Annotated in this window: 20 protein-coding genes; 13 read left to right on the forward strand and 7 right to left on the reverse strand. The window is 59.9% G+C overall.

What is annotated here, in order from left to right:
• Window position 1: 1 nt before the first annotated feature.
• Window positions 2-703, reverse strand: a complete 702-nt coding sequence (locus ACYP2Q_RS04060; RefSeq protein ID WP_459729305.1) for a response regulator — start codon at window positions 701-703, stop codon at window positions 2-4.
• Between the two features lie 265 nt (window positions 704-968).
• Between ACYP2Q_RS04060 and ACYP2Q_RS04065 the strand changes: the two genes are divergently transcribed.
• The 3 genes from ACYP2Q_RS04065 to ACYP2Q_RS04075 all read left to right on the forward strand — a co-directional run bounded on the left by ACYP2Q_RS04065 (window position 969) and on the right by ACYP2Q_RS04075 (window position 6049).
• A complete protein-coding gene (locus ACYP2Q_RS04065; RefSeq protein ID WP_459729306.1) occupies window positions 969-2126 on the forward strand; it encodes an efflux RND transporter periplasmic adaptor subunit in 1158 nt (385 codons plus the stop codon).
• Between the two features lie 15 nt (window positions 2127-2141).
• Entirely contained in the window at window positions 2142-5228 is a 3087-nt protein-coding gene (locus ACYP2Q_RS04070) for a multidrug efflux RND transporter permease subunit (RefSeq protein WP_459729308.1), read from the forward strand.
• Between the two features lie 179 nt (window positions 5229-5407).
• Entirely contained in the window at window positions 5408-6049 is a 642-nt protein-coding gene (locus ACYP2Q_RS04075) for a DUF1345 domain-containing protein (protein ID WP_459729309.1), read from the forward strand.
• A gap of 61 nt (window positions 6050-6110) precedes the next feature.
• On the opposite strand, the gene ACYP2Q_RS04080 is transcribed toward ACYP2Q_RS04075, so the two are convergent.
• On the reverse strand, window positions 6111-7793 hold the full coding sequence (locus ACYP2Q_RS04080) for a fibronectin type III domain-containing protein (RefSeq protein ID WP_459729310.1): 1683 nt from the start codon (window positions 7791-7793) through the stop codon (window positions 6111-6113).
• A 179-nt stretch (window positions 7794-7972) separates the two neighbouring features.
• Here ACYP2Q_RS04080 and ACYP2Q_RS04085 point away from each other — a divergent pair, with 179 nt between their 5' ends.
• The 7 genes from ACYP2Q_RS04085 to ACYP2Q_RS04115 all read left to right on the forward strand — a co-directional run bounded on the left by ACYP2Q_RS04085 (window position 7973) and on the right by ACYP2Q_RS04115 (window position 14908).
• Window positions 7973-8812: an AraC family ligand binding domain-containing protein gene (locus tag ACYP2Q_RS04085; RefSeq protein WP_459729311.1), complete on the forward strand. Its 840-nt coding sequence runs from the start codon at window positions 7973-7975 to the stop codon at window positions 8810-8812.
• 53 nt (window positions 8813-8865) lie between these two features.
• Window positions 8866-9474, forward strand: coding sequence for a LysE family translocator (locus tag ACYP2Q_RS04090; RefSeq protein ID WP_459729312.1), 609 nt, complete (start codon window positions 8866-8868; stop codon window positions 9472-9474).
• A gap of 132 nt (window positions 9475-9606) precedes the next feature.
• On the forward strand, window positions 9607-10632 hold the full coding sequence (locus ACYP2Q_RS04095) for a LacI family DNA-binding transcriptional regulator (protein ID WP_459729313.1): 1026 nt from the start codon (window positions 9607-9609) through the stop codon (window positions 10630-10632).
• 149 nt (window positions 10633-10781) lie between these two features.
• Window positions 10782-11564 carry a sugar phosphate isomerase/epimerase family protein gene (locus tag ACYP2Q_RS04100; RefSeq protein ID WP_459729314.1) on the forward strand — a complete coding sequence of 261 codons (783 nt, stop codon included), beginning with the start codon at window positions 10782-10784 and terminating at the stop codon, window positions 11562-11564.
• Window positions 11557-12579, forward strand: a complete 1023-nt coding sequence (locus tag ACYP2Q_RS04105) for a sugar kinase (protein ID WP_459729315.1) — start codon at window positions 11557-11559, stop codon at window positions 12577-12579. Before ACYP2Q_RS04100 ends, ACYP2Q_RS04105 begins: the two co-directional genes overlap by 8 nt.
• Window positions 12580-12620: 41 nt before the next feature.
• A complete protein-coding gene (locus ACYP2Q_RS04110) occupies window positions 12621-13916 on the forward strand; it encodes an MFS transporter (RefSeq protein WP_459729316.1) in 1296 nt (431 codons plus the stop codon).
• A gap of 14 nt (window positions 13917-13930) precedes the next feature.
• Complete coding sequence (locus ACYP2Q_RS04115; RefSeq protein ID WP_459729317.1) at window positions 13931-14908, forward strand: 2-hydroxyacid dehydrogenase; 978 nt, start codon at window positions 13931-13933, stop codon at window positions 14906-14908.
• A gap of 127 nt (window positions 14909-15035) precedes the next feature.
• On the opposite strand, the gene ACYP2Q_RS04120 is transcribed toward ACYP2Q_RS04115, so the two are convergent.
• Window positions 15036-16223 carry a pyridoxal phosphate-dependent aminotransferase gene (locus ACYP2Q_RS04120; RefSeq protein WP_459729318.1) on the reverse strand — a complete coding sequence of 396 codons (1188 nt, stop codon included), beginning with the start codon at window positions 16221-16223 and terminating at the stop codon, window positions 15036-15038.
• A gap of 344 nt (window positions 16224-16567) precedes the next feature.
• Between ACYP2Q_RS04120 and ACYP2Q_RS04125 the strand changes: the two genes are divergently transcribed.
• Both ACYP2Q_RS04125 and ACYP2Q_RS04130 read left to right on the forward strand, forming a co-directional pair.
• A complete protein-coding gene (locus tag ACYP2Q_RS04125) occupies window positions 16568-16852 on the forward strand; it encodes a LuxR family transcriptional regulator (protein ID WP_459729319.1) in 285 nt (94 codons plus the stop codon).
• A gap of 51 nt (window positions 16853-16903) precedes the next feature.
• Window positions 16904-17653, forward strand: coding sequence for a response regulator (locus tag ACYP2Q_RS04130; protein ID WP_459729320.1), 750 nt, complete (start codon window positions 16904-16906; stop codon window positions 17651-17653).
• 105 nt (window positions 17654-17758) lie between these two features.
• Here the strand turns inward: ACYP2Q_RS04130 and ACYP2Q_RS04135 are convergent, their stop codons facing one another.
• From ACYP2Q_RS04135 to ACYP2Q_RS04150, 4 genes are all read right to left on the reverse strand, one after another.
• On the reverse strand, window positions 17759-20569 hold the full coding sequence (locus ACYP2Q_RS04135) for an RHS repeat-associated core domain-containing protein (RefSeq protein ID WP_459729321.1): 2811 nt from the start codon (window positions 20567-20569) through the stop codon (window positions 17759-17761).
• Window positions 20547-22433, reverse strand: a complete 1887-nt coding sequence (locus tag ACYP2Q_RS04140) for a hypothetical protein (RefSeq protein ID WP_459729322.1) — start codon at window positions 22431-22433, stop codon at window positions 20547-20549. Before ACYP2Q_RS04140 ends, ACYP2Q_RS04135 begins: the two co-directional genes overlap by 23 nt.
• A gap of 252 nt (window positions 22434-22685) precedes the next feature.
• Complete coding sequence (locus tag ACYP2Q_RS04145; protein WP_459729323.1) at window positions 22686-23828, reverse strand: glycerate kinase; 1143 nt, start codon at window positions 23826-23828, stop codon at window positions 22686-22688.
• A gap of 135 nt (window positions 23829-23963) precedes the next feature.
• Window positions 23964-25076: a sugar diacid recognition domain-containing protein gene (locus ACYP2Q_RS04150; RefSeq protein WP_459729324.1), complete on the reverse strand. Its 1113-nt coding sequence runs from the start codon at window positions 25074-25076 to the stop codon at window positions 23964-23966.
• A gap of 146 nt (window positions 25077-25222) precedes the next feature.
• Here ACYP2Q_RS04150 and ACYP2Q_RS04155 point away from each other — a divergent pair, with 146 nt between their 5' ends.
• Window positions 25223-26239, forward strand: coding sequence for an aldo/keto reductase (locus tag ACYP2Q_RS04155; RefSeq protein ID WP_459729325.1), 1017 nt, complete (start codon window positions 25223-25225; stop codon window positions 26237-26239).
• The last annotated feature ends 139 nt before the right edge of the window (window positions 26240-26378 follow it).

Raw genomic sequence — 26378 nt, forward strand, 5'->3', positions numbered from 1 at the left:
TTTAGCATTCCCACTCGGAACGGCTGAACAGGTAACCCTTGCCCCACACGGTCTTGATCTTGCGCGCTTCACCCGCGTTGTCGTCGAACTTGCGCCGCAGCTTGGAGATCGCCACGTCGACCGAGCGGTCGGTGCCGTTGAACTCGATGCCGCGCAGACGTTGCAGGATCTGGTCGCGACTGAGCACTTCACCGGCATGACGGGCCAGTACCACCAGCAGGTTGTATTCACCGCTGGACAACTCAACCGGTTGTTCTCGCCAGGTCACCGTGCGTTCGGACAGGTCGATGCACAGGTTGCCCATGAGGATGCGGTCATTGGCCGCCAGTGGCTCAGAGAGGCTGCTGCGCCGCAGCAAGGTGCGCACCCGGGCCAGCAGCACCCGGGGCTCGCAAGGCTTGGTGACGTAGTCGTCGGCGCCCATTTCCAGGCCCAGCACCTGATCGTGGCTGTCGTCGCGGGCAGTGAGCATGAGGATCGGCAAGGTCGCCGAGTCGGCGCGCAGCAAGCGGCAGACCTGCAGGCCATCGAGACCGGGCAGCATCAGGTCGAGGATCACCAGGTCCGGAGGATCGAGCCGCGCACGCTCGCGCACCTGGTCGCCGCGGCTGATCACGCTGACGCAGTAGCCATTGCGTTCCAGGTAGCTGGCAATCAGCTCGGCGAGTGCGGTGTCGTCTTCGACCAGGAGGATGTTGGGCATGGGGTGTTTCCAGCAGATGCAGTGGTGACTTGCGGCCTCTTCGCGGACAAGCCCGCTCCTACAAAGATTTCGCGGACAACTGTAGGAGCGGGCTTGCCCGCGAAGAGGCCGGGACAGTCGCAATAGAATTCAAGTTGTTCAGGATATACGCCCTCACGCACACCCGAGTAAAACCCTTACACAATTTCACACAGCACCAACAAAGCTTCACCGCTACCCTCGCCGTCGCCCAGTAGGATGCTGGGCGTCACTATTGGGGTAATCCATGTCAAAGAATCTGCTTGCCGGGCTCAGCCTGATCGCACTGGCGCTGACGCTGAGCGCCTGCGACAGCGCCTCGAACGCCGAAGAACAGGCGCCGCCGGCCACCGTGCGCATCGAAACCATCGAAGCCCGACCGCTGTCGATCAGCAGCGAATTGAGCGGGCGGATTGCCGCGCCGCGCATGGCCGAAGTCCGTGCCCGGGTGGCCGGCGTGGTGTTGCAGCGGGCCTTTCGCGAAGGCAGTGACGTGAAGAAAGGCGATGTGCTGTTTCGCATCGACCCGGCGCCGTTCAAGGCCGACCTGGACAGCGCCGACGCCGCGCTGCGCAAGGCCGAGGCCAATGCGTTCCAGGCCAGGCTGCAGGAACAGCGTTACGCCCAGTTGATCGAAGGCAACGCCATCAGCGGCCAGGACTACGACAACGCCCGGGCCGCCACACGGCAAACCGCTGCCGACGTCGCCGCCAGCAAAGCCGCGGTCGAGCGGGCGAAACTGAACTTGGGCTATGCCACGGTCACGGCGCCGATTTCCGGGCGCATCGGTCGCGCCCTGGTCACCGAAGGCGCGCTGGTGGGGCAGAACGAAACCACGCCGTTGGCGCTGATCCAGCAGCTGAATCCGATCCACGCCGACCTCAGTCAATCGACCCGCGAACTCAATGACCTGCGCCGCGCCTTCCGTTCCGGCCATTTGCAACAGGTCGGCCAGGATCAGGTCAAGGCCACGCTGATCCAGGACGACGGCAGCCTCTACCCGTTGCCGGGCAAGCTGCTGTTCACCGACATCACGGTCGATCCGGGCACCGGCCAGATCATCCTGCGCAGCGAATTCCCCAACCCCGATCTCGACCTGCTCCCCGGCAGCTTCGTGCGCGTGCGCCTGGAGCAAGGGGTCAACCAGCAAGGCATCAGCGTGCCGCAACGGGCCATCCAGCGTGACAGCGCCGGCATCGCGCAAGTCTTGTTGCTCGACCCCCAGCAGCGCGTGGGCCTGCAACCGGTGGAGCTGGGTGGCGTGCAGGACGATCGCTGGATCGTCACCGGCGGCCTCAAGCCGGGCGATCGCATCGTCATCGAAGGCCTGCAACACGCCCGCCCCGGCGAGACCGTGCAGATCGATGACACCCCCCTTCCACTTGCCCAGGTTTCTGGCCAGTAAGCAGGACGCTTGTCTATGCCGCAGTTCTTTATCGATCGCCCGGTGTTCGCCTGGGTGGTGGCCCTGTTCATCCTGCTGGCCGGTGTCCTGGCCATCCCGCAGTTGCCGGTGGCGCAGTACCCCGATGTGGCGCCGCCGCAAATCGAAATCTATGCCGTGTACCCTGGCGCTTCGGCGCAGACCGTGGACGAAAGCGTGGTCAGCCTGATCGAGGAAGAACTCAACGGCGCTGATCACCTGCTGTATTTCGAGTCGCAAAGCAGCCTCGGCAGCGCCACGATCAAGGCGACTTTCCAGCCGGGCACCGACCCGGAAATGGCCCAGGTCGACGTGCAGAACCGCCTCAAGGTCGTCGAGTCACGTTTGCCGCAAGCGGTGAACCAGCAGGGCTTGCAGGTGGAGAAAGTCTCCGCCGGATTCCTCCTCCTGATCACCCTGACCTCCAGTGACGGCAAGCTCGACGACGTGGCACTCAGCGATTACCTGGCGCGCAACGTGATGAACGAAATCAAGCGCCTGGACGGCGTCGGCAAGGCGCAGCTGTACGGTGCCGAACGGGCGATGCGGATCTGGATCGACCCGCAGAAACTGATCGGCTTCAACCTCACGCCAGCCGATGTCAACGCCGCCATCGTCGCACAGAACGCCCAGGTCTCGGCTGGCAGCATTGGCGACTTGCCAAGCCGCAGCACCCAGGAAATCACCGCGACCATTGTGGTCAAGGGTCAGCTGTCGACCCCTGACGAGTTCGCCGACATCGTGCTCAAGGCTAACCCCGATGGCTCCACGGTGCGCATCGGCGATGTCGCCAGGGTCGAGATCGGCAGTCAGGATTATCAGTTTTCCACCCGCCTCAACGGCAAGCCGTCAACCGCCGTCGGCGTGCAACTGGCGCCGGGGGCCAACGCCCTGAACACCGCGACGCTGGTGCGGGCGAAAATGGATGAACTGGCGCGTTACTTCCCCGCTGGCGTGGAATACAAGATCCCGTACGACACCTCGCCCTTCGTCAAGGTCTCGATCACCAAGGTGGTCTACACCCTCGGCGAGGCGATGCTTTTGGTGTTCGCGGTGATGTTCCTGTTCCTGCAGAACGTGCGCTACACGCTGATCCCGACCCTGGTGGTGCCGGTGGCGCTGATGGGTACGTTCGCGACCATGCTGGCCCTGGGTTTCTCGATCAACGTGCTGACCATGTTCGGCATGGTACTGGCCATCGGCATCCTGGTGGATGACGCGATCGTGGTGGTGGAGAACGTCGAGCGGATCATGGCCACCGAAGGCCTGTCGCCCAAGGAAGCGACACGCAAGGCGATGCAGCAGATCACCGGCGCCATCGTCGGCATTACCCTGGTGCTGGTGGCGGTGTTCATTCCCATGGCGTTCATGCAGGGTTCGGTGGGGGTGATCTACCAGCAGTTCTCGCTGTCGATGGCCACCTCGATCCTGTTCTCGGCCTTCCTGGCCCTGACCTTGACCCCGGCGCTGTGCGCCACCTTGCTCAAGCCGATTGCCAAGGGCGAGCACCACGAAAAGAGCGGATTCTTCGGCTGGTTCAATCGCCGTTTCGAGCAGCTCACCGAGCGCTACCAGGGTTGGGTCGCCTACGCGTTGAAACGCACCGGCCGCTACCTGCTGATCTACGGTGTGTTGCTGATCGGTCTGGGGATTTGCTTCAGTCGCCTGCCCTCCTCGTTCCTGCCGGTGGAAGACCAGGGCTATACCATCACCGACATCCAGTTGCCGCCCGGCGCGAGCAAGAACCGCACGGTGCAGGTGGTCGAGCAGATCGAAGCGCACAACGCAACCGAGCCGGGTGTCGGCGACAGCACAGTGATCCTCGGTTTCAGCTTCTCCGGCAGCGGCCAGAATGCGGCGCTGGCCTTTACCACGCTCAAGGACTGGTCGCAACGCGGCAGCGACGACTCGGCCAGTTCCATTGCCGATCGCGCCAACATCGCCGTCAGCCAGATCAAGGATGCCGTGGCCTTCGCGGTGCTGCCGCCGCCGGTGGATGGCCTAGGCACGTCCAGCGGTTTCGAGTTCCGCCTGCAGGATCGAGGCGGCCTCGGCCATGCCACGTTGATGCAGGCGCGCAGCGAATTGCTCGCCGCCGCCGAGAAAAGCCCGATCCTGATGAACGTGCGCGAAAGCGCCCTGGCCGAAGCGCCACAGGTCGAGCTGATCGTCGACCGCAAGCAGGCAAATGCCCTGGGAGTGTCCTTCGCCGACATCGGCAGCGTGCTCTCCACCGCCGTCGGCTCGACCTACATCAACGACTTCCCCAACCAGGGGCGGATGCAGCGAGTCGTTGTGCAGGCTGAGGGCGATCAGCGCAGCCAGGTGGCCGACCTGCTGAAAATCCATGTGCGCAACACCAGCGGAAAAATGGTGCCGTTGTCGGCCTTCGTCCAGGCCAGATGGACCCAGGGACCGGCGCAGTTGACCCGCTACAACGGCTATCCGGCGGTGAGCATTTCCGGCGAACCAAAGCCCGGCCACAGCACCGGCGAAGCCATGGCCGAGATCGAACGGCTGGTGGCGCAGGGCCCGGCCGGGTTGGGCCAGGAGTGGACCGGCCTGTCATTGCAGGAACGCCTGTCCGGTAGCCAGGCGCCGATCCTGCTGGGCTTGTCGCTATTGATCGTGTTTCTGTGCCTGGCGGCGCTTTACGAGAGCTGGTCAATTCCGACCTCGGTGTTGCTGGTGGTGCCTTTGGGCGTTCTCGGTGCGGTGCTCGCGGTGACGTTGAGAGGTATGCCCAACGACGTGTTCTTCAAGGTCGGGCTGATCACCATCATCGGCCTGTCGGCGAAGAACGCGATCCTGATCATCGAATTCGCCAAGAGCCTGTATGACGAAGGCCACGACCTGATCGACGCCACGCTGCAGGCCGCGCGCCTGCGCCTGCGGCCGATCGTCATGACCTCGCTGGCGTTCATCCTCGGCGTGGTGCCATTGGCGATTGCCACGGGCGCCAGCTCGGCGAGCCAGCAAGCCATCGGCACCGGGGTGATCGGCGGGATGATCACGGCGACACTGGCGGTGGTGTTTGTGCCGGTGTTTTTTGTGGTGGTGATGAAGCTGGTGCGCAAACGCTAACCCACACACCCACATTGTAGGAGCTGGCTTGCCAGCGAAGACGGTGTGTCAGTCAATAGGGATGTTGAATGAAATGGCCTCTTCGCTGGCAAGCCGGCTCCTACAAGGGGCTTCATTGATTTCAAGATTGGGATCACCTGGGCTAAGGTGTTTGCAATGCCCCGAACCAACGAGCCTTCATGTCCTACCTCACCCACACCCACCCTCGCCTGTCCGCCGCCGCCACCCTCGGCGTTGCGGCAGGCATCCTGGCTCCAGCCGATTCGATCATCAGCAAAATCCTCATCGGCTGGAACGTCGGGGTCTGGACCTATCTGCTCCTGATGTTCTGGCTCACCGTGCGCTCCAAGGCAACCGATGTGAAACGCATCGCCGAGATCGAAGACGAAAACGCCGGCCTGGTGCTGTTCGTGGTGTGCATCGCGGCGATTGCCAGCCTGGCGACCATCGCCTTCGAACTGGCCGGCAGCAGAGACCTGGACACCTCCCGCAAGCTGCTGCACTACGGTTTCACCGCATTGACGGTGATCGGCTCATGGCTGCTCATCGGGGTGATCTTCAGCGTGCACTACGCGCGGCTGTTCTACACCTGGAACGGCAAGGACCCGGCGCTGCGTTTTGCCGAAGGCCTGACAACGCCCAACTACTGGGACTTCCTGTACTTTTCCTTCACCATCAGCGTGGCAGTGCAGACGGCCGATGTCGGTGTGGCGACTCGGGATCTGCGCAAGATCGTGCTGGCCCAGTCGCTGATTGGCTTCCTATTCAACACGGCGATCCTCGGGTTTTCGATCAACATCGCTGCGGGGTTGTTTGGGTAAAAAAACCGCGAGCTGCCAGATCCTTGCTCTGAAAGGTTTGATGCAGCGATCCGTGCCCTGACTACAGCGAGCCGGGTTTGCCCCGTTGCATTGCGATCAGTACATGGCTTGGCTCTGACACATTGTTCCCACCCCCTTTCGCGCGCACTGCCAAATAGTACTCGCTATCGGCTTTCAGCCCTGTCACCTCGCATGGAGGTCGAATCACATTAAGCGTCGCGATACCTTCGCCGCTTATTTCATAGTCCACAGCGTCCGGGCACAAAGGGCACGTTGCATAGGGCTCCTCCCAACTCAGCAAAGCCGTAGTTGCGGTACTGCGACCGCCTCTCAATCCGCCAGGGGAGCAAATTCGTATTCCTCTGTAGGGTTTGATTGTAAAACTGTCCGACACATAATTCGAGAAATAGCCACCCGGCCCTTTGGCGCGAACCTTGAACACGTATTGGGTATTTTCGGTTAAACCTTTCACGAGATACTGGGTGTCACCCACCGTATCCAGAACCTGATCCCCTAGCGAGACCTCGTAGCGGGTGCCATTCGGATAATCGGCGCCAGCACTCCAGCGCCAGGCCGCCGATTCGTCAGTCAATTCACCTGGGGTCAGACTGCGCGGAGCCTCAAAAATCGCAGTGGTGGCAGTGGCGCTGGAGGGTGCTGACTCGCCAGTTGAATTGACACCGCGAACTTCGACGAAATACCCGGTTTGAGGTTGCAGACCTTGGACTACGTAAGTCAGATGTTGCGTTTTTTCGCTGCCAATGACCACGTGCTCGCCATTGTCCAGGCCATGGCTGACCCTGTATTCCGGCGCAGGGGACGCTGCCCAAGTGACGCGAATAGAGTGAGGGGTGACAAGCGTGTGCAACGGACCGGGAGTCGAAGGAATCGGTGGCCCATCCTGAGTCCTTGCGGTGATACGCGCCGGCAACGATTCGCCATTGACATTGACGGCGCTGACTTCCACAAAATACAGAGTGTTTTTTGCAAGACCTGTCAGCGTGTGACTGGTGATTCTGGTGGTCTGGGTTTGAGACGCCCCACCAGGTTCGACGCCATGGCGGATGACGTATTCAATAGCACCCGCAGAGCCCGTCCACGACAGATCCATCGAGAGAATGGCTGGCGTTGCCTTCAGATTGGTCGGGGCTGCGGGCACCGCCAGCGTGGATGCCGTTGCTCGCACCGACGGTGAATCACCCGCCGCGTTAAACGCCACCAGATCAAAATAATAGGCAGTCCCTGAGCTTAACCCGCTGACCGTATAGGCCTCGACGGTGGTGGTGAATGTATTGATGACCGGACCATTGGGGAGCAAGCCGTAACTGACTCGATAACCTGCTGCAAGCGCGGACTTCTGCCAGGTCAATGCCACTGTGTCTTTCGTCGGCTGGGCGCTGAATCCGGTTGGGGCAACAGGTTTTACTACGCCGGCCTGAGTGGTGGCGGTACCTTCCGACGGTGCCGAAAGGCCACTCGCATTTTCCGCGCGTACTTCGATGAAGTATTTGGTTTGCGGTTGCAATCCTGTAATACGGTAGTTTCGACTCGTGGTATGTTTTGTATCGATAGGGGTCGGCCATTGATCATCGCGCCCATAGGTCACTTCAAATCTTGTGAACTGAGTCGTGTAGGACCACGCGACATTCATAGAGTCCGAGGTAATCGAAGTGATCACAAGATAACCGGGTTTCTGGGGTAGCAAAAGATTCATGACTGGCCCTTTCTGTTCAGATGGCTCCATTGGCTGAGACTAAACTCCAGCCTTTTTGAAAAACAGCTATCAGAACAGCTAGTGGCGTTACGAGTTGTTTGTGCTACTAACGGTTTTGCTTATGGAAGTGTTCTATCTGCACAAACGTTCTAGCCATGACTCTCGCCACCGTCGTTTAATACGCTGGCAATCCGTCCCACAGGTGCAACATGACCGCCCACAACTGGATCGACCTGGCCCAGGATGCCGACACCGGCATCGAGACCCTGCGCGCGCATTTCGAAGGCCATGCCTACGACCCGCATTGGCATGACAGCTATCTGGTGGGCGTAACCGAGCAAGGGGTTCAGCAATTCAATTGCCGACGCAAGAAGCACCAGAGCACGCCGGGCAAGGTGTTTTTGCTGGAGCCTGGCGACATTCATGACGGTGAAGCACCGAACGTGGACGGATTCACCTACCGCATGCTCTACCTCGACCCGCAGTGGTTGCAACGCGAACTTGGCGCCGTGTTCGACAATGCGCCGGACAACAGTGAATTGAGTTTCGCCAACACCCTGGCCAGCGATTCGCGTCTAGCCCATGCAACAAGCCTGGCGTTTGAAACGCTGCATCGCGGTGAATTGAAAATCATCCGCCAGAGTGCCCTCGACGGTTTACTCGAACGCCTGACCAGCCATTCGCACTGGCGCACCCGCTATAACGAAGACCCGCGCCTGCCGCGAGTGGCGCAAAAGGCCCGGGAGTACCTGCACGCCAACGCGCAAAACGACATCGGCCTCGACCAACTGGCTGTTGCCACCGGCGTCGACCGCTTCCGCCTGACCCGAGCATTCAAAGCCGCTTATGGCATCGCGCCCCACGCGTATCTGGTGCAATTGCGCCTCGCCTGCGCCCGACGAATGCTGGCCCAGGGTGAACAACCGACGACGGTGGCCATGACGCTTGGCTTTGCCGATCAGAGCCACCTGGGACGCTGGTTCGTGCGCGCCTACGGTCTGACGCCGGCGCTGTACCGCAAGCGCTGCTCAAATCTTCCAGACAGATAACGCCGGGGATTGTGAAGATCGACTTCACTGATCTTCACCGGAGTTTGCCCGCGATGCTTTCTTCTTTCCCGACGTTACTGCCCTTCTTGCTCTTCGCCTTCGTGGCATCGATCACTCCCGGACCGACCAACATTCTGGTGCTCAGCAACAGCGCCCGATTCGGCCTGGCCGCCGCTGTGCCGATCATCCTGGGTGCCGGCGCCAGCGCGGCGACACTCGTACTTGTGGTGGGCACTGGCGCCGGCTCCTCACTGACGCACTGGCCGCTGCTGCAAACCGTCATGCAATGGGCCGGCGTGGCGTGGCTGAGTCATCTGGCCTGGCAGATCTTCCGTGCCCCGGCCGGGGCCATCACCACGCAGGGGGCTGAGGCCCGTCTCGGTCTGCTGGGCGCCGCCAGCCTGCAATTGATCAACCCGAAAACCTGGATGATGGCGCTGGCCGTGGTCAGTGTGTTCGCCGGTGTGGGCGAAGATCGATCGGTGCGTGTGATGTACCTGTCCCTGGTGTTCTTTCTGATTTCCCTACCGTGTCTCGGGATGTGGGCATTGCTCGGTGCAGGCTCCGCCCGCTGGTTGCGCTCACCCCGCTCGATGCAACGCTTCAACCGCGGTATGGGCCTGTTGTTGTTGGGTTCGGCGTGGTTGGGTGTGCTGGTCTGAGCGCCACCTGTCGGTGTAAATCGATTCGGGAAGCATTCGACACTTGACGGCACATTTGCTTTTGGTGTCTCCTGAAACCGGTTTCAGCGCCAGACGCTCAACCTTATAAATCCAATAAAAAGGTTTCTGACCGTGAACGATTTTTCCGCCGCCCAGCGCAGCCGCGTGACCATGCTCGACGTGGCCGAACACGCCAAGGTCTCCAAGGCCAGCGTTTCGCGGTTCATCGGCGATGATCGCGCGTTACTCTCCGATGCCATCGCCCAGCGCATCGAACAGGCGATTGCCGAACTCGGTTACCGCCCGAACCAGATGGCCCGCGGCCTGAAACGTGGACGCACCCGCCTGATCGGCATGCTGGTGGCCGACATCCGCAACCCTTATTCGATTGCCGTGATGCACGGGGTGGAAACCGCCTGCCGTCAGCACGGCTACAGCCTGGTGGTGTGCAACACCGACCGCGATGACGAACAGGAACGCCAACATCTGGCCCTGCTGCGCTCCTACAACATCGAAGGCCTGATCGTGAACACCTTGGGTCATCACCGCGACGAGTTGCACGAACTGCACCGGGAAATGCCCCTGGTGCTGGTGGATCGCAAGGTCGAGCACCTTGAGAGCGACATGGTCGGGCTGGACAACCCGGCGGCCGTCGAGATGGCCCTCGCCCACCTTGAAGAGCGTGGCTACCGCGATGTGCTGCTGGTGACCGAACCGTTTGACGGCACCAGTTCGCGGATCGAACGGGTCAGCAGTTTCAAGGCGCAGATCGAGCAGCGACCCGCGCTTCGCGGCGCCATCGCAGAAACCGGCAGCGAGCTGACGGCGAATCTGAAAAACTTCCTTGCCACACCCGGTCCCGGTCCAAAAGCGCTGTTTTGCGCGAACGGGATTGCCGCGCTGGCCAGTACCCATGCGCTGCGTGAACTGCAGTGCAACCTGTTCGAAGACGTGGGCCTGATCGCCCTCGATGACCTCGACTGGTATCCGCTGGTTGGCAGCGGCATCACCGCCCTCGCCCAGCCGACCACCGAGATCGGCGCGAGTGCGTTTGAGTGTTTGCTCAAGCGGCTGCGTGGGGATGATGGAGCGGTGCGGACGCTGGATTTTTCGGTGCGGTTGATTGCCAGGGGGTCGACCCTTGGAGTTTTCGAGTGATTGGACGGGCCCCTTCGCTGGCAAGCCAGCTCCTGCAGGGATCTGTGAACGACACCTAACCGTGTAGGAGCTGGCTTGCCAGCGAAGAGGCCCTATAGTTCTCCATTTTTTTGAACAAAAATGAAACCGGTTTCAGAGGTAAAAAAACAATGAACAAACCCGCCGTTTCCATCAGCCTCTCCAGCTACGGCGCCGATCTGGTACGCCAGCGCGGCCAAGGCAGTTTCATCGACGTACTGGCCGCCGCCAGCGCCACGCGCATCGAATGGCGCGAAGAACTGCTGACCGTTGAAGACCCCGTACAATTGGCCGACGCAACCCAGGCCCAAGGGCTGGAGAGTGTGTATTCCTCACCCATGGAGTTGTGGCTGGCCGGTCAGTCGAAACCCAATCCCGAACTGATCGGCGCCCTGCACCGCGCCGAGGCGTTCGGCAGTAAATGGCTGAAAGTGTCGCTGGGTTATTTCACCGACAACAGCGACCTGCACACCCTCGCCCGTCTGCTGGACGAAACCCCTGTGCAACTGCTGGTGGAAAACGACCAGACCTTGCACGGGGGTCGAATCGAGCCGTTCCAACGGTTTTTTGCGGCCGTGGAGCAACACAACCTGCCGATCCAGATGACGTTCGACATCGGCAACTGGCACTGGCAAGACCAGTCGCCTGCCAGCGCGGCGCGCTTGCTCGGTCGCCATGTCGGCTACGTGCACTGCAAGGCAGTGACCCGCCGCGCCGACGGCAAGCTGGTCGCCATCCCGCCCGCCGCCAGCGACCTGCAACAGTGGGAACAGCTGCTGCGGCACATGGCCCAAGGTGTCATGCGGGCTGTGGAATATCCGCTGCAAGGCGACGACCTGGTGCAACTGACCCGCGAACATGTCACCGCCCTCGCCCACCTGGGTCAATCGCGGCTGGAGAGCGCTCATGTCTGAGATCGATATTCTGTCGTTCGGCGAAACCATGGCGATGTTCGTCGCCGAGCAAGCCGGTGATCTGGCCAGCGTCGGCCGCTTCCATAAACGCATTGCCGGCGCCGACAGCAACGTTGCCATTGGCTTGTCGCGGCTAGGCTTCAAGGTGGCGTGGCTGAGTCGGGTTGGTGCCGATTCCCTGGGTCGCTTCGTGATCGACACGCTGGAAAAAGAAGGCCTGGATTGCCGCCACGTCGACATCGACGCCGCACACCCCACCGGCTTTCAGCTCAAGTCGCGCACCGACGATGGCAGCGACCCCACCGTCGAGTACTTCCGCCGTGGTTCGGCGGCCAGTCACTTGTCGCCGCACTCGATCGTGCCCGAATTGCTCAAGGCCCGTCACCTGCACGCCACCGGCATTCCCCCGGCGCTGTCGGAAACCGCACGGCAGATGTCGTTCGAACTGATGACCCGCATGCGCCAAGCCGGGCGCAGCGTATCGTTCGACCCGAACCTGCGCCCAAGCCTGTGGGCCAGCGAGCAGCAGATGATCCGCGAAATCAACCGCCTGGCCGCCCTCGCCCATTGGGTGCTGCCGGGGCTGAGTGAGGGGCGATTGCTCACCGGTTTCGAAGACCCGGCCGACATCGCCGCGTTCTACTTAGGCCAGGGCGCCGAAGCCGTGGCCATCAAACTCGGGCCGCATGGCGCTTACTACCGCACTCACCTTGATCAAGGTTTCGTCGCGGGCGTGCCGGTACAAACAGTGGTCGATACGGTGGGTGCCGGCGATGGTTTTGCCGTCGGCATGATCAGTGCGCTCCTGGAAAACCACAGCTTTGCCGACGCGGTGCAGCGGGCCAACTGGATTGGCAGCCGTGCCGTGCAGAGTCGGGGGGATATGGAGGGGTTGCCGACAAGGCTTGAAATGTCCGTTGAATTCGAGGCCGTCATCGCCAGCAGGCTGGCTCCCACAAAACCTGTGCAAGCCAGCCTGCTGGCGATGAGGCCGGCACAGTCACTGAAGATCTGAACACCTGCTGCGACAAAAACAACAAGCTCAGGAGCATCACCATGAAAACCGCAACGCTCGCCACCCGCCGCTGGTGGTACATCATGCCCATCGTGTTCATCACCTACAGCCTGGCGTATCTGGACCGCGCCAACTACGGCTTCGCCGCGGCCTCCGGCATGGCGGCGGATTTGATGATCACCCCGGGCCTGTCGTCGATGCTCGGCGCTCTGTTCTTCCTCGGCTATTTTTTCTTCCAGGTGCCGGGGGCGATCTACGCGCAGAAACACAGCGTGAAGAAACTGATCTTCGTCAGCCTGATCCTCTGGGGCAGCCTGGCGACCCTGACCGGGATCGTCTCCAACGCCTACTGGCTGATCGTCATCCGCTTCATGCTCGGCGTGGTCGAAGCCGCGGTGATGCCGGCGATGCTGATCTACCTGTGCCACTGGTTCACCCGCGCCGAACGCTCGCGCGCCAACACTTTCCTGATTCTCGGCAACCCGGTGACCATGCTGTGGATGTCGGTGGTCTCGGGCTACCTGGTGCAACACTACAGCTGGCGCTGGATGTTCATCGTCGAAGGTTTGCCGGCGGTGCTCTGGGCATTCATCTGGTGGCGCTTGGCCGATGATCGTCCGGCCCAGGCCAAGTGGCTCAACGACCAGGAAAAACAGGACCTGGAAAGCGCCCTGGCCGCCGAACAGGTCGGCATCAAGGCGGTGAAGAATTACGCCGAAGCGTTCCGTTCGCCGAAAGTGATTATCCTGGCCCTGCAGTTTTTCTGCTGGAGCATCGGCGTCTACGGCTTCGTGCTGTGGCTGCCATCGATCCTCAAGGCCGGCGCACAGATGGACATGGTGCAGGCCGGTTGGCTCTCGGCGCTGCCTTATCTGGCGGCGGTGATCGGCATGCTGCTGGTGTCCTGGGGCTCGGACAAACTGCAAAAACGCAAACGCTTCGTCTGGCCGCCGCTGCTGATCGCCTCGTTCGCTTTCTATGGTTCCTACGCCCTGGGTGCCGAGCACTTCTGGTGGTCCTACACCTTGCTGGTGATTGCCGGCGCCTGCATGTACGCCCCTTACGGGCCGTTCTTCGCGATCATTCCGGAAATCCTCCCGGCCAACGTAGCGGGTGGCGCCATGGCGTTGATCAACAGCATGGGCGCCCTCGGTTCGTTCGGCGGCTCCTACCTGGTCGGCTACCTGAACAGCTCCACCGGTTCGCCCGGCGCATCGTACCTGTTGATGAGTGGCGCGCTGATGTTCTCGGTGGTACTGACGATTTTCCTCAAGCCCGGCGCCAGCGACCGGGAGCGTCCCACGGTCACCTTGACCCGCACCGCCGCCCATTCCTGATCGAGATGATGACAATGAAAAAACAGGTTGTGCTGTACAAGAAACTCTCGCCGTCGCTGATGGCTCGCTTGCACGAGCAGGTCGAGGTGACGCTGATCGAAAGCCTCGACACCGAAGGCCTGGCCCAACTGCGTGATGCCCTGCCCCGCGCTCACGGTTTGCTCGGTGCCAGCCTGAAGCTGGATGCCGAACTGCTCGACCTGGCGCCCGACCTGGAGGCCATCGCCAGCGTCTCGGTGGGCGTCGACAACTACGACATCGACTACTTGACCGAGCGGCGCATCCTGCTCAGCAACACGCCGGATGTGCTCACTGAAACCACCGCCGACACCGGGTTTGCACTGATCCTGGCCAGCGCCCGGCGCGTGGTGGAACTGGCGAACCTGGTTCGCGCGGGGCAATGGACCCGCAACATCGGCCCCGCGCATTTCGGCAGCGATGTGCATGGCAAGACCCTGGGCATCATCGGCATGGGACGCATCGGTGAGGCGCTGGCCCAGCGTGGGCATTTCGGTTTCGGCATGCCGGTGATCTACCACAGCCAGTCGCCGAAACCGGCGGTGGAGCAGCGGTTCGATGCACAATACCGCAGCCTGCCGGAGCTGCTGCAGCAGGCCGATTTCGTTTGTCTGACCTTGCCGTTGACCGCTGAAACCGAAGGCCTTATCGGCGCAGAGCAGTTTGCGCTGATGCGCCCCGAGAGCATCTTCATCAACATTTCCCGGGGCAAAGTGGTCGACGAAGCGGCGCTGGTCGAGGCGTTGCGCAAGGGACAGATTCGTGCAGCCGGGCTGGACGTGTTCGAGCGCGAACCGTTGAACCATGACTCGCCGTTGTTGCAGATGGACAATGTGGTGGCGACACCGCACATGGGCTCGGCCACCCATGAGACACGGGAAGCGATGGCCCGGTGTGCGGTGGATAATCTGCTGGCAGCGTTAGCGGGTGAGCGGCCGGCTAACTTGGTCAATCCGCGGGCGTGGAAGGCTTGATGGATTGGGTGTTTGTCAGATAGCTATCGCCAGCAGGCTAGCTCCCACATTGGATCTGTGGCGTGCACAGTTCCCCTGTGGGAGCTAGCCTGCTGGCGATGAGGCCAGCCCAAACACAAAAAACCCCTCAGGCTCGCCGCGCTTCCAGAAGGTCCATCGCACACAGTGCTATGCGTCGACACGCATCCGCCAACTTGCGCTGATCCACCACCAACCCGATGCGGATATGCCCCGCTGCACTGGGCCCAAACGCCTCACCCGCCAGCACCGACACCCCATACCCCTCCAGCAGCCGCTCGGCGAAATGCTGGGCAGTCATCCCGGTCTGGCGCACGTCGGCCATTACAAACATGCCGCCATCCGGACGAATGGCCCGGATACCCGGACACTGGTTCAGGCTCGCACACACCAGGTCGCGGCGCTGTCGATATTCTTCGCGCATCATCGCCACCTCCGGCAGGTCTTCATCCAGCGCCAGTTGCGCCGCCTGTTGAACGAACTCCGGAATGCCAAACAGCATGCTCAACGAGAGATGCTCCAGATGGTCGTTCAAGGTTTTTGGCCCGATCACCCAGCCCACACGCCAGCCGGTCATGGCGTGGGATTTGGACAGGCTGTTGATGGTCGCCGTGCGCTCGGCCATGCCCGGCAGGCTGGCCGGGCTGATGTGCTCGCCCTCGTAGAGCAGATCGCTGTAGACCTCGTCGCTGATCAGCCACAGGTCATGCCGAATACACAGCAAGCCCAGTTCCTGCCAAATCATCAGCGACAGACTGGCGCCGGAAGGATTGTTCGGGCTGTTGAGCAACAGCGCGCGAGTCCTTGGAGTGATGCGCGCCGCCACGTCCGCCGGATCGACCCGAAAACCGTTCTCCGGACGCACCGGCACCGGCACCACTTTCGCCCCGCACGCGCCGAATACCCCTTCATAGGTCACGTACATGGGCTCGGCGACTATCACTTCGTCGCCCGGATCGAGTACGCACTGCGCGACCGAATACACCGCGTTTTGCGCCCCGGGCATCACGATCACATGGTCGGCATCCACCACCTGGCCGCTTCGACGCCGGTGTCGCCGGGCAATGCTGTCGCGCAGGCTCCGACTGCCACGCACTGACGAATAGTGGGTGTCGCCGGCCAGCAAACTGTCGATGGCCGCCTGGACGATGGGTTTGGGTGTATCGAAATCCGGGTCGCCGACCGACAACAGCAATATGTCGACACCCTCTGCGCGCAATTGCAGCGCGCGGTCATGAATCTGCCAGGCCGCGGCGCCTTCACCGGCGATGCGTTGGGTCAAGCTTGAATAGCGCATGTATTTCTCCAATCGCGCGAGTTCCTGAGTCAACCCTATCTCAAATCGCGCAACACGCCAGCGCAGCATTCAAATCGACGAACGGATGCGGCGGCGGAAAACATAGCGATACCTCCTACAACAGGCGGCGCTTTAGCTGACAGTCTTTTCTCTGGCATCTGATTAAAGTGGGCCACCTGTAAATTGTGACAGGTTCCAAGCTGGCCGATTCGAGATATAAGGAAATTGTGCCTTCCAGGCCTGACACAGGGGTCTGAAGGACGGCCGCGTGAACCATGCCATCAAGCAGTAGGAAGATTCCGTCGCGCCCACGCCGTCAATGATGATGAATGGGAGATTCAACCATGTACCGCGCCACCAACGTTTCGGTTCGATCATCGCCAGCCCAGGTCAGTTTCCAGCCGCAGGAGGGCGAAAAACCTCCTGCGATAAAACTTACAACCCGAGAAAAAGAAGTCTTGCAGTGGAGCGCCGCTGGCAAGTCGTCCTGGGAGATCGGCAAGATCTGCAGCTGCACCGAGGCCGGTGTTAATTACCACTTTTGTAACATCCGCCGAAAGTTCGGTGTGAGATCGCGCTGGGTTGCCGTCGTCATGGCGCTGGATTTGGGCTTGATACATCTGCCTTGAGCCAGTACCTGCACAGGGGGCAGCGTGGTATCGACCCTGTGGAGACGTTTCATGATGCAGGACCAGACGCCTCGAAAACCCGAATGGCTTTACCCCTCTTCGGACAATGCCTGTAACGATATGCCGGAGTTGTACAGGCATCGCCCTGACTCTGCGCTGCGCATTGTGCTTGCCGACGACCACCCGGTCGTCTTGCTGGGTGCCGAAACGGCCCTGAGCTCCCCCTCCGGCAGGCCCTGCAGGATTGTCGCTCAGGCCCAAAATGCCGATGAGCTGATTCACCATTTGCAGCACACCGCCTGCGACCTGGTGATCAGCGATTACTCGATGCCTTACGGACGCTTTCCCGACGGCCTGGCTTTGATGGGCTACCTGAAACGGCACTTCGCTCACCTCCCGTTGATCGTCATGACCATGCTGCGCAACCCTTCCCTGCTGCAAGCTTTGCTCAACACCGGCGCGCAGGCACTGTTCGACAAGCGTAGCCCCATGAGTGAACTCAAGCGGGCGGTACAGATCGTTGGCAATGGGCGACGCTACCTGTGCCCGACGTTTGCCGCGATTCTCGATGCACAGGCGTTACCCGCCGCTGGCGCAGAGACGCCGCGGGTGAGACTTTCCGAACGGGAGTTGGAGGTGGTGCGGTTGTTTGTCCAGGGCTTGTCCGGACGACAGATCGCGGTGCAACTGAACCGCAGTGAAAAGACCATCAGCCGACAAAAACGCACCGCCATGGACAAGTTGGGACTTGAGCATGACGGTGGGTTGGTAGAGTTTGCGCGAGTGAGTGGGTTGGGGTGATCCTGGTTTTCTCCATTATGTTGAACTCCTCCACCGATGAGGATCAAATATTTTCCGACACGGCGTTTTCTGCCGTGTCGGACAAGACAGCGTTATTATATAAATTTATTTAAGAATTCTAATTCTGGCTTGGCGACTGATATCGCGCTCCTTGGGTTTAGTATTTCTTGGCAAAGGGGCTTCAATTTTTGGTGTTACTTCAAATTCGACCTCCCTGAATGAATATTTCTGGTCCATCAGTTTTTCTTTTTCTTGCAGGTACCATTGACGGTATTTTTTATTTGTCTGAATTATTTTACGCACCCTTTTAGGCTTAGCGAATTCCTTGCCGAGTCCAACATCCATCAACCAACTATTATTTGCACGGTAAGTGCCTATGAATCCGAGTTCCTCCCTATGTAACGCTACAAGACCGGCATGTTCCCGAGCAACCGGCCCATTAAGTCTGTACGTCGTAGAAAAAACATCATCCGACCTATTTACTGTGTTCTTTATCGCATCTTGTGCTAATTCCCGAGCCAATCTATTGTTTTTTGTACCCTTCCCGAAAAGTCTAGCAAAAAATCCCGCAACACCATGCCCAGTTGGATCCGTATACTTGATCGGATTGCCCAAGCAATAAGCATAGTTATTCAACCCCCCCTCCCCAAACGGGCTCCAGCTATCCGGACTATGAAATCGCATCAACTGAGGATTAAACGTCCGATACCCTTTACCGAGCAAATACCAACCGGTTTGCGTTTCCCACGGTTCACCGTTGTAGCCCAATTGACCGCTAACGGGCAGTTCATCCGAACGATAGCCATACGGTGAGTAACCGAGGTCATTGGCAAAGTCTTGCCCGACCTCACGCAGCACCGTGTTTTTATCATCACTGGCCAGCAGCATCGACTTTGGGTCAGCACCTTCCTTGTGCTCTGCGAGCACCACTCCATTGGCACTGACAAAGGTGCTGGTGTTGGATGTGCCTCGCAGGTTGACCAGATTGTCGCCTTGGTAAAACCGTTGCTGTTCGTCTCCCCCGATGTCTTGACTGGCCAGCTTGTCCAACGAATCGAAGCGATAGCTACTCGGCGTTTCGCCGGCCAGGCCGCTAACGCTGATCAAACGGCCGAAGACGTCGTAACCCAGGCTGCGTCCGACTTCGTCGTGCAGCAGGTTGCCATCGGCGTTGTAGTCCAGATCAACGATTTGCTGAGGTTCGTTCTCGAACTGACTGACAACCTTGATCAACTGCGTCGGATCCTTGTCCGGGTCATAGTAATACTCGGCGACATTCATGCCGCCTGGTGAATCTTCAGTATCAGGTGACCAGGTTTGCACCAGCTGCAAGTTGTCCAGCTCATCGAATATGAAATATTGCATTTCGATCGGCCGGTTGTAAGGATCCAAAGGCTGTTGAGTACCGCTGCAGTTGTACTCTTCCAGACGTCCGCGAATGTCATAGCCATAGGTTTCGTCACGCAATAACACTGACCCGTTTTCCAACAACGTGCGCTGCACCAACCCGTCAACCAGGTTGTAAACCTGGCTCAGTTGCTGAGTCTGGCCGGCGCCAAAATCGAACTCGCGCAGCACTTCACGTCCCTGATCATCGTAAGTCAGCTTGACTTCCAGACGCTGCGCGCCGTCGATGGTTTCAATTCGTTCCGTCAGGCCAAGGGTGTTGTAGAAAAAACTGGCAGTCGTGGTGCCCAACGTCGTGCTTTTAAGCTGGCCGCTGGACTTGTCGTAGTCGTAGGTTTGATCCTGTTCGAGTACATCGGTGTATTTGAGCAGCCGTGCCTGCCGACTGTAGTGGTAGTCCATGCGCAGTGGCGTCTGACCAGGCTGTTCGCGCGTTTCACTTTTTATCTCGCCGGTGGTGTGGTACTCGCGTAAAAGCTTAATCCCGTTTTCCTCGGTCCACTTCAAGCGGGCGCTTTTCTCGTCGTATTCGTAGGTTGCAGCAATGCCTGTATGGGTGGTGCGCGTCAGCGGATCCTCGCCCAAGGCCGGCAGGTATTGGTAGTCGACCTCTTCAAGAGAAGGCCGAATGACTTTGTACGGTTGGGTCTGCCCCGGATTGAAACGATAGCGTGTGACACGACCACCGGTGATCGATTCGATCATTCGATCGAGGCCGTCAAACGCTTGTTGCCCCAACTCAATGTCGTTGACACCAATCCAGACTGGCAGGTCTTCAGTGCTGTGCAAAGCATAACGACGCTCGACCACGGCATTGTCGGGCAACGTATTCTCGACCATGCGATCAAAGGCATCGTAAACATACTTGGTGGTTTTCAGCAGTGCATCGGTCTCTTGCTCGGTTCGCCCGAGACCATCGTAACGGTAAAGATGTTCACTGATCGGCTCCACCCGTGGGTCGGTTGGGTCATCGCCCAGTTTGTAGCGATTGACGCTGTCGGGCTTTTCGAACAGGTTGTTTTTCGTGACCGTTTTGCCCATGCCTTCAATCCAGGTCGTAACCGTCTGGGTGATCGGGTCGCTGACCTCGTGCTCCTCGACCCCGTCCGGGCGGGTCATGCTGCGCTGCTCGCCCCAATCGTCATAGCGGTACCGACTGAGCAGCACCAGGTCATCGGCGCTGTCGGCGCTGCACCAGTCGCGTTCGATTTCTTCTGCCAGATCCCCCAGCTCGTTGTAAGTCGCGAAGTAGGTGTCGCGAAACTCCTCGGCCCTGGCACCGGTCATGTTGTCCTTGTCCTGGCGTTGTTCCTTGATCACCCGATTCAGGCCGTCGAACAGCGTGCAGGTCTGTACGCCCTTGACGTCGGTGGCTTCCTGGCTGGCCTGTTGCCCGGGGGCGTTGCTCAGCACGTAGCGGTAGGTGCGCGAGGCGGTGTAGGGGGTGTCCGGTGCCACGGTTTCGCTGGTCACTCGCTGCAAGGCGTCATAGGTGTAGCGGATTGCCACCACTGATCGGTGGTCTATAGGTAGGCTTTAAACATTTGTCATAGGGAACGAACCAGTTAATGCCGTTCGCTTGCTGCTCAGCAGAAACGGTCAAAGTCTCTTCGTGATCGGTGCCGTCAATTGGCGTAATGCCGTCAAATTCGTAGGTCTGCCATTCCAATTCGACGTCTACGTCTTCTAATAGGTAATTGGATGCAGGTATATGTACGAAGATCCCCCATTCCGTACCTCCCGCAACCTTGCGCTTCAGGCTGCTGCAATTGGCTATGTTGCTTGGAAAGTCTGCCGCAGGAAAATCCGGTTCAGGCAGATCGACGACTTCCACCAGAACATCGATGGTGGTGCGATTTGATTCCTGCGGGTTGGCGAAGTCCTGGTGTGTCAGGGTGTAGTAGATTGGCAAGTCTTCCATGACCGGCGTGCGTTCGATATCGCTCCACGGTATGACAAAGTCGATGACCTCGTTTGGGTTCTCCATTCCGTTGACTACATAAGGATTATTGGACGCAGCGACGACAACGCCATGGTAAAAAAGCGTCAAGGTATCCCCGTCGTCAGGGTCATCAAACAACTCGATAGACGCGGTGGCATCGTTGCCGATATCGGCCAGCGTCAATTCCGTGCCGCTGCCACTGGAACTTACGAAGACAACCAGATTCAGGGTCGGATTGATCGGCTCAGGATTCGGGTTCACTGGCCCGGTAATCTTGAAGTTCGTATTGACGTCAATAGGGCCTGGCGAAGCAAAGGGGTAGTCGCCCCTCAATACTGAATAGTCCACTTTGACCGGTTGCACATGCGTGGCTGAGTTGAAGTCGTACTCCGCTGCCATGCGGGGCCAGGGCACGGTGATTCTCAGAGGAAACGGCAGATGCGCGCCGACAGAAGTCCGGGCGAGGGTGTCCGTCCCCCAATTGACCAGGATGCCATCAGTTGCGACCCACCCGTCGTACTCTTCGATATGTACCCTGGTGGGAAGCGCCGCGTCGGCTCGATCAATCAAGCCATCGGCGGCCAAAGGCACGGTGCAAGGATCCAAGTTGCCGGGCAGCGTGCCCAATGCAACCTGAACCGTTGCCGGTAACGACCTCTCCCCACGGTTACCCGCCTTGTCCACCAGGGTGGCCACCGCATATTGAGTTTTCGAGCCATATCTAGTGACCGCAACGGCAGGTACCAGCACTGTACGGTTGCCAGGAAGCAACTGCGAAAGCACGACAAAACTGGTAATGTCCTCCCCTGGTGCCGGTGCTCTATCGAGCCAAGCGACGTGAACCGTGACCTCAGCTCGTTTAGTCTCGATAAAATCCGGGATCACGCAAAAGACCCCATTATCCCGGGCTAAAACTTCATCGGTAATCACCGGTTGTTCAACGATTTCGATCATCGCGTGATCTGGTTCCAGCCAAATCGGCCCGGTTCTGTCGACGGTCACCGGAGTCGATGGCGAATACCTTACAGTCAGGTCATTCCAGTTCGTTACACGGTAACGAAAAAGAAATCTGCCCTCATAGTCTTTGAAAACAGCGAGCGGTATTTGCCTTGACAGAGGAAAGGACGAATCAGGCAGATCGCCAGGCCAGGGAATATCTTCTGGAGCGGCGATTTGAACCCACACGTTTGAACTTGTCAGCAGACACTCCATCGTCAACACGTTTACCGGCCCAGGAAAAGGAGGCCGCACATCCCACACTGGAATCGTCACGTCCAACGCCGCGACAAGCTTGTCTTTGTGTATTAAACCGTCGGGATCGCCGGGCATGGCGTCAACAACTCCAGGGGGCTGCAAATCGGCGACGAAGAATTGTTGATGGTAATTGGCCCGCACCTGCTCAGCCGTCAGCTTGTTGTATGAACTTGCCATGCTTATCTCTCCAAATCCGTTTTAGTTCGGCCATGAACAGAGTCAGGGCCGGCAAAACTTTTCTGGCAGTTCAACGCATGGCTCTACTACTGCACAGCGCAATGTCGTTCTGCCCGGTCGTAAGACCTGGGCAAATTAAGCGCCGGTTTTTCGGAACGCGATACTGTCAAAGTTGACAGGTTTGCCGTGTTTTTTGGCAGCCCGGTTTCCTGACGCAGCCTGCGACGAAGGCATTCTGAGCGAATGGGTGATTCAGGACGCGCGTGAGGCCATCCGCCAGACACGGGCAATATCGCTCGCCCTTTCGTGCAGCAAGCGGGGCGCATCGGCGCAGGCCTGCTGCAGCGTCATCGGCCCGCTCGCCAAGGTAAACGCGGCATCGATGCCGTGGGCATACAATTGTTGGTAGCCGTCACCCAAGGTACCGGCAATGACGATCACCGGGACACCCTGCTGCCTGGCAATCCTGGCGACGCCAAACGGAGTTTTGCCACGCAAGGTTTGCACATCGAAACGACCTTCTCCGGTGATCACCAGATCGGCATTTTTTATCGCATCCGCCAGCCCCACCAGCTCCGCCACCACGTCCACCCCAGCCTGGAATTGCGCCTTGAGAAACGCCTTGGCGGCAAAGCCCAGACCGCCTGCCGCACCGCTGCCCGGTTCGTCGCGGACATCGTGGTCCAGGACCCGGGCGCAGTGATCGGCGAAGTGCTCCAAGGCGCTGTCCAGTTGCTGTACCTGCGCAGGCGTTGCGCCTTTTTGCGGACCGAAAATCGCCGAGGCACCGTGGGGGCCGCACAGTGGATTGTTCACATCCGCGGCAATGTCGAAGCGCACTTGCGCCAAGCGCGGATCGATGCCGGTCAGATCAATGCGTGCCAGTTGCGCCAGCGCCAGGCCACCGGCTTGCAGCTCCTGGCCCTGTGCATCGAGCAGCTTCACGCCCAGGGCTTGCATGGCACCCGCGCCGGCGTCGTTGGTGGCGCTGCCGCCAATGGCGAGGATCACCCGCTGCGCGCCAGCCTCCAGTGCCGCACCAATCAATTCGCCGGTGCCAAAGGTGCTGCTGATGCACGCATCGCGGCGCTCGAGGGGCACCAACTGCAGACCGCTGGCTTCGGCCATTTCGATGATCGCGGTGTGGCTGTGGGGCAACCAGCCCCAGGACGCATCGACAGTTTCGCCCAGTGGCCCGCGAACCTCGGTTCGGCGCAACTCGCCAGCGCACGCGGCGAGCACCGACTCGACGGTCCCCTCCCCGCCATCAGCCATCGGGCATTTGATCAGTTGTGCATCAGGCCAGACTTGCGCCAGGCCAAGGGCAATGGCATCGGCCACGCCTTGTGCGCTGAGGCTGTCCTTGAACGAGTCGGGGGCGATGACGATTTTCATGGTAATTCTCCGTGTGTTATGGAGACCATGCTGCCAGCAGGCCCGGACAATAACGCCGGGCTGCTGCACAAGCGACACTGGGGATTATTGTTCATTCCCACAAATCCTGTGCACTCCTACAGGGGGAGTGCTTTATCAGGGGGTTTCGGGGAGCAGTTGTACGCCGAGGTAGAGCGCGAGCATGCCGTCCAGCCGCAATGGATCAACGCCGCTGAGTTCGGCAATGCGCTCCATCCGGTAGCGCAAGCTGTTGCGATGAATCCCCAGCGCATCAGCGCACGCCTGGCTCTGCCCGTCGTGCTCGCACCAGCTGCGCAAGGTCGCCAGCAACTGGCCGTTGTTGTCCTTGGCGATCACTTTGCGCAGCGGGTTGAGCAATTCGTCCAGCGCATCGTCGTTGCGATGTCGCCAGAGCATCACCGGCAGGCGATAGCGATTGAGGGTCAGCAAACGGGATCGGGGCAACACGTCGCGCCCATAGGCCAGCAAGTCACCGACCCTACGATAGCAGCGGCGCAAACCCGTCAGCCCATCCGCCTGCCCACCCACGGCGATGCGCTGGATGTTCCAGCCCAGGCCATCTAGTTTTTCCAGCAGTCGATCGTTCTCGACAGTCTGGTTCGCTGGTCGGCACCACAACAACGACGACTTGGCCGGACTGACGCACCAGCTATCCGGATAGCGTGAAGTCAGCCAGGCACTAAGCGCCTCGACGGTTTGCCCCGGACCGTGCTCCATGCCCAACTCGAACAGATACGGCACTCGTGTCAGTTGCGGCTTGAGCCCAAGCTGTTGCGCTTCGTCGATCAGCCGCGGCGAACCGCCGGCGTCACTGAGCAACAACGCCAGCAAGTCATCGCAACGCTGGCGCCGCCATTGCTGCTCGGCTTGTTGATTGCGCTGGCCCACCAGCATCTCGGCGGTCATGCGCACCAGTTCGGCGTAAGTGCGCAATTGCTCCGGCTCGCCGGTAATGCCCAGCACGCCGATCAGGCGCTGGTCGAGCATCAGCGGCAGGTTGATACCCGGCTGCACGCCCTTGAGATGGATGGCGGTCTGCGCGTCGATCTCGACCACGCGGCCGTTGGCCAACACCAGTTGCGCGCCTTCATGCCGGGTGTTGACGCGCTCCGGCTCGCCGCTGCCGAGAATCAGGCCCTGGCTGTCCATGACGTTGACGTTATACGGCAGGATGGCCATCGCCCGGTCGACGATGTCCTGGGCCAGGTCGTGATCGAGTTCAAACATAGTGGTGATCCTGAAAATCGTGACGGGACGGGTAGTTGCAGAGAATCTCCCACATTTTTGCTGCGCGGTGTTCGATAAATCAGTTTGATCCACGGGAGGGTTCTGGTATTTGTTTGAGCCCTTCCCTTTGGCAAAAGGATTTCCCCATGAGCTACCGCACACTGGGTCAGTCGGGCCTGCAGGTGTCCACCCTGACCCTGGGCACCATGATGTTCGGCGAACAGACGAGCACCGAAGATTCCCTGCGGATCATCGACAAGGCCTGGGACCAGGGCATCAATTTCATCGACACCGCGGACGTCTACACCAGCGGGCGCTCGGAAGAAATCGTTGGCGAAGCGATAGCCGGCAACCGCCACGAATGGGTGCTGGCGACCAAGGTCGGTTTCGGCCCGGTGGACGGTGTGCCGAACCGCAGCGGCCTGAGTCGCAAGCACATTTTAAATGGCATCGACGCCAGCCTGACGCGCCTGGGCACCGACTATCTCGACATCTACTACCTGCACCGCGAAGACCACAACACGCCGCTTGCGGTCACGGTCTCGGCGATTGGCGACCTGATTCGCCAAGGCAAAATCCGCTATTGGGGGCTGTCGAATTACCGTGGCTGGCGCATCGCCGAGGTCATTCGCGTAGCTGAAAAACTGGGAGTGGACCGGCCGGTGATCAGCCAGCCGCTGTACAACATCGTCAACCGCCAAGCCGAGACCGAGCAGATCACTGCCGCGCAAAATTTCGGCCTTGGGGTGGTGCCCTACAGTCCGTTGGCGCGCGGCGTGCTCAGCGGCAAATATGCGCCGCACGTCAAGCCCGACGCCAACAGCCGCGCAGGGCGTGCAGACAAACGCATTCTGGAAACCGAATGGCGCGTCGAATCCTTGCGCATCGCCCAGCAGATCCAGCAATACACCCAGGAGCGCGGCGTGGGCATCGTCGAATTTGCGATCGCCTGGGTGCTGAACAACAGCGCCGTGACCTCAGCCATTGTCGGGCCGCGCACCGAGGCGCAATGGGATGCCTACACCAAGGCGCAAGCGGTGAAGATTACGGCTGAGGATGAGGCGTTCATCGATTCGCTGGTGACGCCGGGGCATGCGTCGACGCCGGGGTTCAATGATGTGAGCCACTTTGTTTCCGGCCGTAAACCAAGTAGCTGCCGATGACATTCACACCTGTAGGAGCTGGCTTGCCAGCGATAGCGGTCTCACATTCAGCACTTGTATTGATTGATATGCCGTCATCGCGAGCAAGCTTGCTCCTACAGGGTTTGGTGTGCTTCCTGCAATGTTGTAAATATTGATC

The sequence above is a fragment of the Pseudomonas sp. MHK4 genome (assembly GCF_054600775.1).